Raw genomic sequence first — 13650 nt, 5'->3', positions numbered from 1 at the left:
CTTCGCGCGAGTGCGGGTCCGGCCGTCGTGATCAGCAGCGCTGTCGCGGCTGTGGTGTCACCCGATGTCCGTCTCGGCCGACGGCGCCTCCTCATATCTCAGGAGGTCTCCGGGTTGGCAGCCCAGAAACCGGCAGATCCGCTCGAGGGTCTCGAAGCGCACACCCTTCACCTTGCCCTGCTTGAGAAGGGAGAGGTTGGCCTCGGTGATCCCGACATATTCAGCGAGGTCTTTGGACTTCACATTGCGTTCGGCGAGCATCACGCCCAGCCGCACTCGGATCGGCATGTCCTGTCCTTCAGACGAACTGATTGTTTTCGTCGGCGATCTCCAGCGCCTCGGTCATCACCCAGGCGATGACCGCGACCGTCCCTGCGAAGATCAGAGCTAGCAGCGTGTCCGATCCCATGCTCAGCGCGAGGGTCTTCGGTCCCGCCGGCTGTTGCAGGCTCAGGACGACGGACAGCGCCGCAGCAGCGAGTGGCTTCAACAGGGCTGATGCTGCGACAGCGATCGCGAATGCCCGGAGCTGTCGGATCGAGTCCCGCGAGAAGATGCGGCCGGCGGCGAAGGCGTCGAAGCAACGACGTCCGCTCAGCAAGCCCCAGATCAGCGTGCCCAGCGGGATCATGGCGATGGCGAACGCGAGCGCGCGCGTGGACGGGTCGATCTCGGTCACCGGAGCATGCGGAATTCCGGCCTGGCTGAACAGCGTGTGTGTCGGCGTCACGGCCCAATAGATTGCCATGGCCGCGGCAAGCAGAGCGGATGTCGCGAGGCAGCCCGCCGACATCAATCGGCTGAGCCGCCGAATGCGATCGCCGCGCCTGTCGTGCGCGGCAGTCGTGCCGAAAGTCTCTGCTGTCTGCGTCATGGTCGAACGGCTCCGCTGTTGATGGGTCTCTCGACGATCTGGCCATAGGGTGATCCAAAAATTATTGTTTGACAATAATTTATTTTCGCACGACAGATCGGTCCTCCGCTCGACTGCGGCTCTGCGCGACGGGTCTCACCCTCCCCTGGAGGGGGAGGTCGATCGCGGGCGACACTCCAAGCTGCGCGTGCGGAATCGGGAACGTGCGCGAGGCTGCCAGATGCGATTCCGAAGAAACACATTGTCTCACTCAGGAGCCATTTCATGTCTCGTTGCCTGGCCAAACTGACCCTCACGGTCGCCGTCTTCGCGTCAGCTATCGCGGCGACGTCGCCATCCAGCGCCGCGTCGTCCACCTCCCAAGGCCTGATATCGGTCGCCCAGGTGATTCAGATGCTGGAGAAGGCGCCGACCGACCGCACGGCCCAGCAGGTTCTCACCGCCTACCTTGCCGGTGTCGGCGAGGCCGCCGGCGCAGTCGCCAGCATGGGGCGCGCGACCTGCCGGACATCGTTGAACTTGAGTGCCGCGCAGGCCGGTCAGGCGCTGAGCTCCGCTGCCGCAGCGCCCGATGCGGCGCAAACACCGGCAACGCCCTTGATCGTCAGGGACATGCTCGATCGCGCAGGATGCAAGCGGCCGTGAGCCGTTCCGGCGCCGCAGTACGAGCACCAACGCCGATCGTCCGCATCCATGTCGTCACGTCGCGCCGTGACGCGGCTGTCTGGCGCCATGCCGTCGATTAGTCCGACGCGATGCTCTCGTCGAAGCGTTGCCGCGAGGCCTTGATCGCGGCGTGATGCTGCTCGGCCCAGCCGATCAGGTGTGACATCGGCCCGAGCAGGCTCCGGCCGATGTCGGTGAGGCTGTATTCGACGCTGGGCGGCACCGTCGGCAGCACGCGGCGGGCGATCAACCCGTCGCGTTGCAGGTCGCGCAAAGTCTGCGTCAGCATCCGCTGCGAGATGTCGCTGATCTCGCGCCGCAGCTCGCCGAAGCGGTGGGGCCGCCAGCCCAGCACGGCCAGGATGAGCAGGCTCCATTTGTCGCCGATCTGATTGATCACCGTGCGGATCGGACAATCGTCGATCGAGGCGAACTTCGCCTTCCAGCGGCCGGGATCATTGTCGCATGCGCCTTCAGCCGCGATCGTGCCGGGAGGGGCAGTTCCCTTCATGTGCCTATCTCCCAGAAAACTGCCTTCTTTCGGCGGGTCATCGTGGTTCCTAATGTAGTGCTGGTCTCGAAACGAGACTTTAAGGCGACTGCGGCCGAAAGCCAACGTCTTGCCCATCCAGCCCCTCGTAACGAAGGTTAACGATGTCTCAATCCGTTCTCGTCTCCGGCGCCGCCGGGCAGCTCGGCCGCGCCGTGATCCGCCACCTGCTGACCACGCTCGGTGTGCCGGCCTCCCGCATCATCGCCACCACCCGCAAGCCGGAGCAGTTGCAGGCATTGGCGGCGCAAGGCGTCCAGGTCCGCAGCGCCGATTTCGACGATGCAGGCTCGCTTGTCGCGACGTTCGCCGGGGCGGAGCGGATGCTGCTGATCAGCACCGATGCGCTCGACCGGCCGGGCCGTCGGCTGCAGCAGCACAAGAACGCGATCGCGGCAGCCGAGCAGGCCGGCGTCAGCCACGTCATCTACACGTCCATGCCGAAGCCGGAGGGCTCGCCGATCCTGCTCGCGCCGGACCACGCGTTGACCGAGGCCGCTCTCAAAGACAGCCGGCTCGCCGGCTGGACCGTGCTGCGCAATCACTGGTACTTCGAAAATCTGATGAGCTCGTTGCCGCAGATCCTCGGTTCGGGCCGCTGGTTCACGGCGGACCAGGGTGGCGCGAGCGCGGACATCGCGCGCGACGATCTCGCGCGCGCGGCGGCGACGGTTCTCGCCGGCAGCGCCGGCGGCAAGCAGGTCTTCACGCTGAGTGGTGGGGAGGCGCTGACCAAGGCGCAAAAGGCGCAGATCATCTCGGCCGCGGTGGGCAAGCCGATCGAGGTGGTGCAGGTGCCCCTCGAAGGTCTCATTCAGGGCATGGTCGGCGCCGGACTGCCGCGACCGCTGGCGGAGGTGTTCGCGTCGTTCGAGCCGAATACGGCTCAGGGGCTGGTCGCCGGGGTGACGGGCGATTATCAGACGATCACCGGCGTTGCGCCGCAGAGCTTTGCCGATTGGGTCGAGAAGACCAAGCCTGCGCTCACATGAGGCCTGGCGTGGCGGGCCTCGCCCGCCACACGGTCGCCATCAGACGCTGTCGGCGCCTGAGCAGCATGGCGCGGCGGACGGGTCACGTCCCTGGCGATCGACCACCAGCGCCAGCGTCGTCGGTGTCGTGCCCAAACGCTGAGGCGGAGCCGGCAGCCGGTGTGTGGCGCGGTGAACGCCGATGCGCTCGAAACCCTGCGCCGTCTTCATCAGCCGGGCTGCGACCAGATGATTTAAAAAATCCATGTTGCAACTCCTTCGTCAAATGACCCGGCGGCCTGGTGCGGGACAGGCCGCCGGGTCGGCGCAACGTGCTGGAGTTGGCGTCCTCCATCTCGCTGCGCTGGTCTGTGATCCGGTTCACAGTTTTGCAGAATTGATCGTGCACCGGATCATCGGGGAAGCATGATGAGGACGCCGACTGTCACTTGCCTCTACGTGAGAAGAGACGATTGCGTTTCGCGGCGGGCGACATCACGCCTGTTCACATCGGCGTTTACTCCGCGGGCTGGGCCGCCACGGTGCCGTGGCCGCCGTGCTGGACGAGCGGCCGCATCCCGGTCAGGGTTCGCAGCAGCACGTAGAACACGGGCGTCAGGAACAGGCCGAACACGGTGACGCCGATCATGCCGGAGAACACCGCGACGCCCATCGCCCGCCGCATCTCCGAGCCCGCGCCGGTCGAGAGCACCAGCGGCAGCACGCCCATGATGAACGCCATCGACGTCATCAGGATCGGCCGCAGCCGGAGACGGCTGGCCTCGATCGCGGCGCGCAGCGGCGTGCGTCCGGCGAATTCGAGCTCGCGCGCGAATTCGACGATCAGGATCGCGTTCTTGGCGGAGAGGCCGACGAGCACGATCAGGCCGATCTGGGTGAAGATGTTGTTGTCGCCCTTCGAGATCCAGACGCCGGCCATCGCCGCCAGCAGCGCCATCGGCACGATCATCAGGATCGCCAGAGGGAGCGTCAGGCTCTCATAGAGCGCGGCCAGCACCAGGAACACCAAGAGGATCGCGAGCGGAAACACCCAGAGTCCGGAATTGCCGGCGATGAACTCCTGATAGGTCAGGTCGGTCCATTCGAAAGCAAATCCAGGAGGCAGCACCTCGGCCGCGATCTTCTCGGCCGCCGCCTGCGCCTGGCCCGATGAGAAGCCCGGCGCCGCCGCGGCGTTGATGTCCGACGACAGGAAGCCGTTGTAGCGGATCGCGCGCTCAGGACCGGCGCTCTGTCGGACGTCGAGCAGCGCCGACAGCGGCACCATCTCGCCCGTGGACGAACGGACCTTGAGCTGGCGAATGTCGTCGGCCCGGGCGCGGAACGGCGCGTCGGCCTGCACGCGCACCGAGTAGGTGCGGCCGAACTTGTTGAAGTCGTTCACGTAGTAGGAGCCGAGGTAGATCTGCAGCGTGTTGAAGACCTCCGTCACGGGAACGCCGAGCTGTAGCGCCTTGGTGCGATCGATGTCGGCGAACAGCTGCGGCACGTTGACCTGGAAGCTCGAAAACGCGCCGGCGATCTCCGGTGATTTCTGCAAGGCGCCCATGAAGGCGGTGGTGACGTCGTTCAAGGCTTCGTAGCCACGGCCGGCGCGGTCCTCGATCTGTAGCTTGAAGCCGCCGATCGTGCCCAGGCCGTTGACCGGCGGCGGCGGGAACATCGCGATGAAGGCGTCCTGGATGCCTGCGTATTTCTTGTTGAGCTCCAGCGCAATCGCGCCGCCCGACAGCGACGGATCCTTACGCTCATCGAACGGCTTCAGCCCGGAGAACACGATGCCGGCATTGGAGGAGTTGGTAAAGCCGGAGATCGAGAGGCCGGGAAAGGCGATCGAGCTCTCGACACCGGGCTGCGTCAGCGCGATGTCGCTCATCTTGCGGATCACCTCCTCGGAGCGGTCGAGCGTGGCGCCGTCCGGCAGGCGGGCGAAGCCGACCAGGTATTGCTTGTCCTGGCCCGGCACGAAGCCGCCCGGCACCTGCTTGAACAGGACGGCGGTGGCGCCGATCAGCAGCACGTAGAGGATCATCACGGCGGCCTTGGCCGTGATCACCCTGGAGACGCTGCCGCTGTAATTGTCGGAGGCGCGGACGAAGGCGCGGTTGAAGCCGCGGAAGAACCAGCCGAGCGAGCGGTCGAGGATGCGAGTGAGGCGGTCCTTCGGGTCGTGGTGGCCCTTGAGCAGCAGCGCCGACAGCGCCGGCGACAGGGTCAGCGAGTTCACGGCCGAGATCACGGTGGAGATCGCAATCGTCAACGCGAACTGCTTGTAGAACTGACCCGTGAGGCCGGAGATGAAGGCGAGCGGTACGAACACGGCGACCAGCACCAGCGCGATCGCGATGATCGGGCCGGACACCTCGCGCATCGCCTGATAGGTGGCGTCACGTGGCGAGAGTCCGCTCTCGATGTTGCGCTCGACATTTTCGACCACGACGATGGCGTCGTCGACGACGATGCCGATCGCGAGCACCAGGCCGAACAGGCTGAGCGCGTTGATCGAGAAGCCGAACAGATGCATCACCGCGAAGGTGCCGACGATCGACACGGGCACCGCCAAGAGCGGGATGATCGAGGCCCGCCAGGTCTGCAGGAACAGGATGACGACGATCACGACCAGCACAATCGCCTCGAACAGCGTGTGCACGACGGCCTCGATCGAGGAGCGCACGAATTGCGTCGGGTCGTAGACGATGTGATACTCGACGCCTTCGGGCATCGTCTTCTTGATCTCGGCCATGGTGGCGCGGACGTTGTCGGAGATCTGCAGCGCGTTGGAGCCGGGCGCCTGGAAGATCGGGATCGCCACCGCCTGCTTGTTGTCGAGCAGCGAGCGCAGGCCGTATTCGGAGGCGCCGAGCTCGATGCGGGCGACGTCGCGCAGCCGCGTCACCTCGCCATGCGCGCCGGTCTTCACCACGATGTCGGCGAACTGGTCCTCGTTGGAGAGACGGCCCTCGGCATTGACCGAGAGCTGCAAATCGAGCCCCTTGACGTTCGGCGAGGCGCCGACCACGCCGGCGGCGGCCTCGACGTTCTGCGCCTGGATCGCCTTGACGATGTCGCTCGCCGAGAGTCCGTGCTCGGCCGCCTTCTGCGGATCGACCCACACCCGCATCGAATAGTCGCCGGCGCCGAACAGCTGGACGTCGCCGACGCCGTCGATGCGCGCCAGCCGGTCCTTGACGTTGAGCACCGCGTAGTTGCGCAGATAGGTCGTGTCGTAGCGGCCGTTCGGCGAGTTCAGGTGCACGACCATGGTGAGGTCGGGCGAGCTCTTCTTGGTGATGACGCCGAGCTGCCGCACCACGGCCGGCAGCCGCGGCTCGGCCTGCTGCACCCGGTTCTGCACCAGCTGCGTCGCCTTGTCCGGATCGGTGCCGAGCTTGAAAGTGACCGTGAGCGTCATCGCGCCGTCGGTGGTCGCCTGGCTGCTCATATACAGCATGTTCTCGACGCCGTTGATCTGCTCCTCGATCGGCGTCGCCACGGTCTCGGCGATCACCTTCGGATTGGCGCCGGGATAGGTCGCGCGCACCACGACCGACGGCGGCACGACGTCGGGATATTCCGAGATCGGCATCGAGAACAGCGCAATCAGGCCGCCGAGGAAAATGAGCGTCGACAGCACGCCTGCGAAGATCGGCCGGTCGATGAAGAATTTGGAGAGGTTCATGGGAGGCCCCGTGGTCGGGAGGTCAGCGTGTGGCTGACGTTGTTAGTTGTCTTGATCGGTCGGTCAGCGGGCTCGGTGTACCTCGCCCCGCCAGGGCGAAGCGAAGCTTCGCTAAGGCGGGGAGAGGTCGGATTGCATCGAAGATGCAATCCGGGTGAGGGGGGCCTTCAGCACGGTCGGTGGGTGTGGTGCCCCTCACCCCAACCCTCTCCCCGTGAAGAACGGGGAGAGGGAGCGCACTGCCCGTGGCGCGACGATATCGTCAACGACGATCAGCGCTGCGCCATCTGCTTCGTGTCGGCCCCATCCCGCGCGCCCATCGCGGCCACCTGCGTCTTCAGCAGTGCCCCTGGCCGCACGCGCTGTAGGCCGTTGACGACCACTCGCTCACCCGGCTTCAGCCCCGCCGAAATGATCCGCAGGCCCTCGACGCTGCCGCCGAGTGTCACCGGCCGATACACCGCGCGCTCGTCGTCGCCGACGACCATGACGAACTTCTTGTCCTGGTCGGTGCCGATGGCGCGCTCGTCGAGCAGCACCAGGGACTGCTGCTGCGGCTGGCCCATGCGGACGCGGGCGAACTGGCCGGGGATCAGGGTGCCGGTCTCGTTCTTGAACACGGCGCGGACGCGGATGGTGCCGGTCTGGCCCTGGACCTGGTTGTCGATCAGCTGGATGTGGCCCGACGCGGTGATGCCGCCCGACGTCGTCATCTCCACCGGAATGCGGTCGAGATTGCCGCGCTTGCCGGAGGCGTCGGCCACGGCGGCCAGCGCCCGCAGCACGACATCCTCGGTGGCGTCGAAGCTCGCATAGATCGGATTGACAGAGACCAGGTTGGTCAGCACCGGCGAGGCCGAGCCGGCGGCGACGAGATTGCCGACGGTGACCTCGATGCGGCCGACGCGACCGTCCACCGGCGCGCGCACCTGCGTGTAGTCGAGATTGAGCTTGGCCGCCTGGAGTGCTGCTTCCGCCGCCTTGGCGTTGGCGATCGCCTCGCGATTGCCGTTGTCGCGCTGGTCGAAGTCGCGCTTGGTGACGATCGAGCTGCCGACCAGTTGCGCGCCGCGCTCAAGCTCATTGGCGGCGAAGGAGGCGCGGGCACGCGCGGCTTCGAGCTGGGCCTGGGCGCGGTCGACCTCGGCGGCATAGGGCGCGGGGTCGATCTTGAACAGCACGTCGCCGGCCTTCACCAGGGAGCCCTCGGTGAAATTGGTGGCGAGGATGGCGCCGGCCACGCGCGGCCGGACCTCGACCCGCTCGACGGCTTCGAGCCGACCGGAGAACTCGTCCCACAGGCTGGCCTTGCGCGGCTCGATGACGGAGACCGTCACCGGAACGGCCTGCTCCGGCGCCGCGGCGTGGGCGGCCTGGGGGACGGGGCTGAAATGGAAGTAACGGGTGCCGGCGTAGGAGCCGGCGGCGATCACCACGCCGGCGACGGCAACGGTGCTCAGCCACCGCTTCAGGCGGCTGGGGGAACTTGGTTCGGGCGAAGGCATTGTCGCGCTCCAGATTTGTAGTGCTCGCTACAAATGTGGCGCTGGCAACTCGTTCGCAAGAGACTTATGTAACGGATGCTACGAAAATCCTAGACGGAACTTTGGCGGCTGCGGCAGATCAAAGAAATAGCTAGGAATCGCAAATAGATAAGAATCAGTCGGGGCGGAGACGAAAACAGGAGTTTTGCATCATGGGCGTCGGACGGCCCCGGACTTTCGATCGCGACACCGCGCTGGACCAGGCGATGGAGGTGTTCTGGCGCCATGGCTATGAGGGCGCGACCATCGCCCAGCTCACCGACGCCATGGGCATCAACCCGCCCAGCCTCTATGCCGCCTTCGGCAGCAAGGAGGCCCTGCTCAAGGCCGCGCTCGACCGCTACATCCAGCGCCGCGAAGAGTGGATGGAGGAGGTGCTGGGCGCGCCGACAGCCCGCGAGGTCACCGCGCGGATGCTGATGGGCGTCGCCGAGAAGCAGACCGATCCGTCCAATCCCCCTGGCTGCCTGCTGGTGCAGGGCGGCCTTGCCTGCGGCTCCGGCTCGGCCAATGTGCCGTTCGAGCTGGCCGCGCGCCGCGCCCAGACCGAGGAGCAGCTCCGGCATCGCTTCGAGCGCGCGAAGCAGGAGCGCGACTTGGCGGAGAGCGCCGACCCCGCCGCGCTCGCGCGCTACGTCTCCGCCGTCATCACCGGAATGAGCGTCATGGCGTCCTCGGGCGCCGACCGCGAGTCGCTGGCCCAGGTCGCCGAGGTCGCGATCAAGACCATCGCGGATCAGTCGGTGCCGGCGCCGGTCACCGCGAACTGATCGCTCGCATGCGCTGGGCGACGGGGCGCTCTGCCGTCGTACTGTCTTGTGCTCGCGGACGCGATGCGGTCCCCTGCGGCCGCCTCATTGTCAGCGCGAACCAAGAGCCATTTCTTCATGCGTGTCTTCTCCGCCGCCCTCGCTACCGAGACCAACACCTTTGCGCCGATGCCGACGGGACTCGGGACCTTTCACGAGCGCGCGTACTTTCCGGCAGGGCAGCACCCCGACAAGATGCAGATGCATGGCGGGCCGCTGTGGGCCGCGCGGCAGGTCGGGCCGTTCAAAGGATGGACGCTGATCGAGGGGCTCGTCGCAGCCGCCGTGCCGAACGGGCTCGTCACCCGCGCGGCGTTCGAGACCTTGCGCGACCAGATCCTCGCCGACCTCAAGGCCGCCTTGCCGATTGACATGGCGCTGATCGGCCTGCACGGCGCGATGATCGCTGACGGCTATGACGATTGCGAGGGCGAGCTGCTGTCTCGGATCCGCGAGATCACAGGCCCCGACGTGGTGATCGGCGCGACGCTCGATCCGCATGTCCACATGAGCGAGCTGATGGTGGACAGCGCCGATCTCCTGATCTGCTGGAAGGAATATCCGCACACCGACATCCTCGAGCGCGCGCAGGATCTGGTGAAGCATTGCACCGAGCTGGCCGAGAAGCGGCTCAAGCTGCGCAAGGCGCTGGTCGACACCGACATGATCGTGACCCTGCACACCACGCGCGAGCCGGTCCGCAGCTTCGTCGACCGCATCACCGCGATGGAAGGCAAGGACGGCATCGTCTCGGCCTCGATCGTACACGGCTTCGGCTGGGGCGATACGCCGGCGATGGGCACCAAGGTGCTGGTCTATAGCGACGCGGCCGTCGATCCCGATAGCGCGAAGGCGCAAGGGCTGGCGCGCAAGCTCGCGGACGAGCTGATCGGCATGCGCGACGCCGTGACCGAGCGCATGCCCGGCGTCGATGCCGCGCTCGACCAGGCGCTCGCCAAGGACGGCACCATCGTGCTGGGCGATGCCAGCGACAATCCCGGCGGCGGCGCGCCCGGCGATTCCACCTTCATCCTGCGCCGCGTGCTCGAGCGGAAGATCGAGAACGTCTGCGTCGGCCCGATGTGGGACCCGATCGCGGTGCGCATCGCCTTCGATGCCGGAATCGGCGCCAAGCTTCCCTTGCGCATCGGCGGCAAGATCGGCCCGCTGTCCGGCGAGCCGGTCGATGCGACCTGGGAGGTCAAGGCGCTGAAGGAGAACATGGTGATGACCGGGCTCGCCGGCACGCCGGCCAAGCTCGGCGATTGCGCGCTGATCGCGTGCAATGGCGTCGAGGTCGTGATCACGACGTTCCGCTGCCAGGCGTTCGGGAAGGACTTCTTCACCCAGCTCGGCTGCGATCCCTCCACGCGCAAGCTCGTCGTGGTGAAGTCCGCGCAGCATTTCCGCGCCTCGTTCGCCCCGATCGCGGCCGACATCATCATGGTCGATGCGCCCGGCGTGGTCGCGCGCGACGTGACGAAATTGCCGTACGCCAAGATCAAGCGTCCGAAATGGCCGCTGGATGAGCTGCCGCAATCCTCGCGCGCATGATGTCCCAGAATGCGACGGCGTAGCGCGATGCTGTTAACGTTCGGAACGCGGCTGGAACGAACCGCGTCCGAATCAGCCGCGACTCGCGGTTTGAGATCTGTTCACGGCTAGATGTCGTGGTGCTCTGAGCAGACACGCAACATCCAGCGCGAGCGTTCGTCTCGCGCGGCTTGTCTTCACTTCAAAACGTTAAGCTCAGCGCGCGGCAAGGCTCACGTCGCCGACGATCCGAACCGCCGCATCCACGCTGCTCGCAAACCGATCGGCGTCGGCGAGAACGGCCCCGGCGGCGCGCGCGTGATCAAGGCGACGAGCAGCAGCGCGGCGATCGCGAGCCAGAAGCACAGCCAGAACGCATCGAGATAAGCCAGCACATTGGCCTCGCGCTGCACCTGGCCCGCCAGCGTGCCGACGGCGCGCGCCTTGGCCTGTGCGGCGCCGTGGCTGGTGAAATAGCCGGTCAGCCGCTGCAGCGCGCGGGCGACGTCAACGTCGCCGCTCTGGATGTTGAGGCCGAGATAGGCCGAATGCACCTGCTCGCGCACGCGCAGCCACGTCCCCATCAGCGCAACGCCGATCTCGGCGCCGCCGAGCCGCATGATCTGGATGTAGGCCGCGAACGACGTCGCGCGCGCCGGATCCGAATTCGACAGCGCCATGATGATGATCGGCAGCAGGGTCAGCGCCTGCCCGATCGACTGCAGCATGACGATGCCGATGAAGTCCTCGCGCGCCCAGGCATGGGTGAGCTGGGTGCCCCACAGATTGGCCGCCGCGAAGGCGCTGAACCCGAGGACGACGACGAGGCGCGCATCGACATGACGCAGCAGCCAGATCGACAGCGGCACCAGCACGATCAGCGGCAGCGCGCCATAGATCAGCAGCAGCGAGCCGCTCTGCTCGGGGCGCAACTGGGTGATCGTGGCCAGGAAGTTCGGCACCAGCGATGCGTTGGAGAGGCTGGTCAGCGTGTACAGCAGGATGACCGTCAGCGAGAGCCCGATGTTGCGCGAGAACAGCACGTTGAAATGCGCCCAGGGCTGCGGGCTGAGGGCCTCGTTGACGAGGAAGAGAACGAACAGCACGGCGCCGCCGGCAAGCAGCGCAACGACCGTGCCGGATTGCAGCCAGTCGAGCCGGTTGCCCTGGTCGAGACCGGCATAGATCATCGACACGGCGCTGCCGAGCAGCAGCATGCCGCCCCAGTCGGCATTGCGAAGCAGCGTGCGATTGACCGGCTCGGCGGGCGTGCCGAGATAGACCATCGCCGCCATCAGCGGCGCCAGCACCACGCCCTGCCAGTACATCCATTGCCAGCCGAGATGCTCGACATAGAAGCCGACCAGCGAGGTCGAGGTGTCCAGCGCGAAGCCGACGCGGATGGAGTAGATCGAGATCGCCGGCAGCCACCAGCGGATCGGCAGGTTGCGGAAGATGATCATCAAGGTCGCCGGCACGAAGGTGCCGAGCAGCATGCCGTGGATGATCGCAAGCGTGATCAGGGTCGGGTAGTCGCGCACGAACGGAATGATCAGCGACACCACCGCATAGATCAGGCTGGGAATGCCGAGCACGCGGCGCAGGCCGAACACGGTCGCGAGCCAGGCCACGGCCGGAGCGATGAAGATCTGCGAGCCGATCGCCGCGGTCGAGAGCCACGCGCCCTGGTCGAAGCCGAGCGCGAACGCGCCGCGCAGGTCGGGCAGGCCGACCGATGTCAGGCGGCTGTCGAAATTCGCCAGGAACGAGCCGAGCAGCACGGCGCCGACGGCGAACAGCGGATGCGCCGCCTGGCCGCCCTGCGACAGCGGTCCGCGATCGCTCGCACGGATACCCTCACGGATGCTCTCACTTGGCGCCATCGGCCGCGCCCGTGGTGCGGATGTGGGTCACGACCGACATGCCCGGCAGCAACCGGCTCAGCAGCTTCTGGTCGGCATCGAGTGCGATGCGCACGGGAATTCGCTGCACGACCTTGGTGAAATTGCCGGTGGCGTTGTCGGGCGGCAGCAGCGCGAATTGCGAGCCGGAGGCCGGCGCGATGCGCTCGACGCGGCCGTGGAGCGTCTCGCCCGGGAAGGAATCGACGGTGACGTCGACCGGCTGGCCGGGGGCGACATGCGTGAGCTGCGTCTCCTTGTAGTTGGCGATCACGAACACCTGGGGCAGCGGCACCACCGCGATCAGGCTGCTGCCGATATTGACGTAGTCGCCGGTCTGCACCTGGCGCTGGCCGACGACGCCGTCGAACGGCGCGGTGATCCTGGTGTAGCCGAGCTTGAGCCGCGCCGCGGCCAGCGCGGCCTTGGCGCCGGCCAGATCGGCGCCGCGTTGTTTCTTGGTGCCGGTGAGCACTTCGAGCTGATGACGCTGGGCGGCGATGACGGCGCGGCTGGCGCGCACATCGGCCTGCGCCTTGGCATAGGCGGCGGTGGCCTGCTCCAGCCGCTGCTTGGTGCCGGCCTCGCTCTGCGACAACGATTGCTGGCGCTCTTCCTCCTGGCGGGCCTGCACCTCGGCGGCGCCGGCCGACACCTGCTGCGCTTCGGCCTGCGCAATGGTCGCGTATTGCAGCTCGACCTGGTTGCTCAGATTGTCGAGCGCCGCCTGGGCGGCTTCGACATTGGCCTCGGCCTGCGCGACCTGCGCCTCGTAGTCGGCCGGATCGATCTGGATCAGGAGGTCGCCGGCCTTGACCCGCTGGAAATCGCTGACGGCGACCTTGAGCACCTCGCCGGCGACCCGGCTGGAGAGCTGGGTCATGTCGGCGCGGACATAGGCGTCGTTGGTGGTCTGCGTCGTGGCGTTGCCGGTCCAGGCATTCCAGCGCGAGGTGGCGAGCGCGACGAACGCCAGCGCGACCAGCACGGCCAGCAGCGGAATGCCGAGCCGTGCCCACAGCCCGGGCGCAGGGGCAGGCGAGGGCGGTGGCGCCGATGCCGCGCGTGGCGCCGTATCGACTTGGCTCGCTGGTTCACTCAA

At 66.8% G+C, this 13650-nt stretch carries 12 protein-coding genes; 4 read left to right on the top strand and 8 right to left on the bottom strand.

All coding sequences use genetic code 11. The features are described from left to right. Nucleotides 1-57 precede the first annotated feature (57 nt). Nucleotides 58-288 carry a helix-turn-helix domain-containing protein gene (locus ACQR1L_RS30060; protein ID WP_172113245.1) on the bottom strand — a complete coding sequence of 77 codons (231 nt, stop codon included), beginning with the start codon at nt 286-288 and terminating at the stop codon, nt 58-60. A gap of 10 nt (nt 289-298) precedes the next feature. After that, nucleotides 299-874, bottom strand: a complete 576-nt coding sequence (locus ACQR1L_RS30055) for a DUF2975 domain-containing protein (RefSeq protein WP_434861535.1) — start codon at nt 872-874, stop codon at nt 299-301. 264 nt (nt 875-1138) lie between these two features. On the opposite strand from ACQR1L_RS30055, the gene ACQR1L_RS30050 reads away from it, so the two are divergent. Continuing rightward, on the top strand, nt 1139-1519 hold the full coding sequence (locus ACQR1L_RS30050; RefSeq protein WP_434861534.1) for a chlorophyllide reductase: 381 nt from the start codon (nt 1139-1141) through the stop codon (nt 1517-1519). 97 nt (nt 1520-1616) lie between these two features. Here the strand turns inward: ACQR1L_RS30050 and ACQR1L_RS30045 are convergent, their stop codons facing one another. Beyond that, the gene (locus tag ACQR1L_RS30045) at nt 1617-2051 is read right to left on the bottom strand and encodes a winged helix-turn-helix transcriptional regulator (protein ID WP_434861533.1); all 435 of its coding nucleotides are present in this window, start codon (nt 2049-2051) and stop codon (nt 1617-1619) included. A 143-nt stretch (nt 2052-2194) separates the two neighbouring features. Between ACQR1L_RS30045 and ACQR1L_RS30040 the strand changes: the two genes are divergently transcribed. After that, complete coding sequence (locus tag ACQR1L_RS30040; RefSeq protein WP_434861532.1) at nt 2195-3082, top strand: SDR family oxidoreductase; 888 nt, start codon at nt 2195-2197, stop codon at nt 3080-3082. Between the two features lie 39 nt (nt 3083-3121). On the opposite strand, the gene ACQR1L_RS30035 is transcribed toward ACQR1L_RS30040, so the two are convergent. The 3 genes from ACQR1L_RS30035 to ACQR1L_RS30025 form a co-directional block, all read right to left on the bottom strand. Then, entirely contained in the window at nt 3122-3328 is a 207-nt protein-coding gene (locus tag ACQR1L_RS30035; RefSeq protein WP_434861531.1) for a hypothetical protein, read from the bottom strand. Between the two features lie 250 nt (nt 3329-3578). Next, the gene (locus ACQR1L_RS30030) at nt 3579-6761 is read right to left on the bottom strand and encodes an efflux RND transporter permease subunit (protein WP_434861530.1); all 3183 of its coding nucleotides are present in this window, start codon (nt 6759-6761) and stop codon (nt 3579-3581) included. Between the two features lie 272 nt (nt 6762-7033). Then, complete coding sequence (locus ACQR1L_RS30025; RefSeq protein ID WP_434861529.1) at nt 7034-8266, bottom strand: efflux RND transporter periplasmic adaptor subunit; 1233 nt, start codon at nt 8264-8266, stop codon at nt 7034-7036. Between the two features lie 191 nt (nt 8267-8457). On the opposite strand from ACQR1L_RS30025, the gene ACQR1L_RS30020 reads away from it, so the two are divergent. Both ACQR1L_RS30020 and ACQR1L_RS30015 read left to right on the top strand, forming a co-directional pair. Then, nucleotides 8458-9075 (top strand): TetR/AcrR family transcriptional regulator, encoded by a 618-nt coding sequence (locus tag ACQR1L_RS30020; protein WP_434861528.1) that lies wholly within the window; start codon nt 8458-8460, stop codon nt 9073-9075. Between the two features lie 117 nt (nt 9076-9192). Then, complete coding sequence (locus tag ACQR1L_RS30015) at nt 9193-10668, top strand: M81 family metallopeptidase (protein WP_434861527.1); 1476 nt, start codon at nt 9193-9195, stop codon at nt 10666-10668. A gap of 212 nt (nt 10669-10880) precedes the next feature. Here ACQR1L_RS30015 and ACQR1L_RS30010 read toward each other — a convergent pair whose 3' ends face one another. Then, a complete protein-coding gene (locus ACQR1L_RS30010; RefSeq protein ID WP_434861526.1) occupies nt 10881-12530 on the bottom strand; it encodes an MFS transporter in 1650 nt (549 codons plus the stop codon). Beyond that, nucleotides 12517-13650: an HlyD family secretion protein gene (locus ACQR1L_RS30005; protein ID WP_434861525.1), complete on the bottom strand. Its 1134-nt coding sequence runs from the start codon at nt 13648-13650 to the stop codon at nt 12517-12519. Before ACQR1L_RS30005 ends, ACQR1L_RS30010 begins: the two co-directional genes overlap by 14 nt.

The organism is Bradyrhizobium sp. HKCCYLR20261 (assembly GCF_051168435.1).
In the GTDB taxonomy this organism is placed as follows: Bacteria; Pseudomonadota; Alphaproteobacteria; order Rhizobiales; family Xanthobacteraceae; genus Bradyrhizobium.
This window is presented reverse-complemented; position numbering and strand designations above follow the sequence as displayed.

What these genes read in the sequence shown, in the direction of transcription:
- ACQR1L_RS30060 (WP_172113245.1), bottom strand. Translation starts at nt 288, where the DNA reads ATGCCGATCCGAGTGCGGCTGGGCGTGATGCTCGCCGAACGCAATGTG.
- ACQR1L_RS30055 (WP_434861535.1), bottom strand. Translation starts at nt 874, where the DNA reads ATGACGCAGACAGCAGAGACTTTCGGCACGACTGCCGCGCACGACAGG.
- ACQR1L_RS30050 (WP_434861534.1), top strand. Translation starts at nt 1,139, where the DNA reads ATGTCTCGTTGCCTGGCCAAACTGACCCTCACGGTCGCCGTCTTCGCG.
- ACQR1L_RS30045 (WP_434861533.1), bottom strand. Translation starts at nt 2,051, where the DNA reads ATGAAGGGAACTGCCCCTCCCGGCACGATCGCGGCTGAAGGCGCATGC.
- ACQR1L_RS30040 (WP_434861532.1), top strand. Translation starts at nt 2,195, where the DNA reads ATGTCTCAATCCGTTCTCGTCTCCGGCGCCGCCGGGCAGCTCGGCCGC.
- ACQR1L_RS30035 (WP_434861531.1), bottom strand. Translation starts at nt 3,328, where the DNA reads ATGGATTTTTTAAATCATCTGGTCGCAGCCCGGCTGATGAAGACGGCG.
- ACQR1L_RS30030 (WP_434861530.1), bottom strand. Translation starts at nt 6,761, where the DNA reads ATGAACCTCTCCAAATTCTTCATCGACCGGCCGATCTTCGCAGGCGTG.
- ACQR1L_RS30025 (WP_434861529.1), bottom strand. Translation starts at nt 8,266, where the DNA reads ATGCCTTCGCCCGAACCAAGTTCCCCCAGCCGCCTGAAGCGGTGGCTG.
- ACQR1L_RS30020 (WP_434861528.1), top strand. Translation starts at nt 8,458, where the DNA reads ATGGGCGTCGGACGGCCCCGGACTTTCGATCGCGACACCGCGCTGGAC.
- ACQR1L_RS30015 (WP_434861527.1), top strand. Translation starts at nt 9,193, where the DNA reads ATGCGTGTCTTCTCCGCCGCCCTCGCTACCGAGACCAACACCTTTGCG.
- ACQR1L_RS30010 (WP_434861526.1), bottom strand. Translation starts at nt 12,530, where the DNA reads ATGGCGCCAAGTGAGAGCATCCGTGAGGGTATCCGTGCGAGCGATCGC.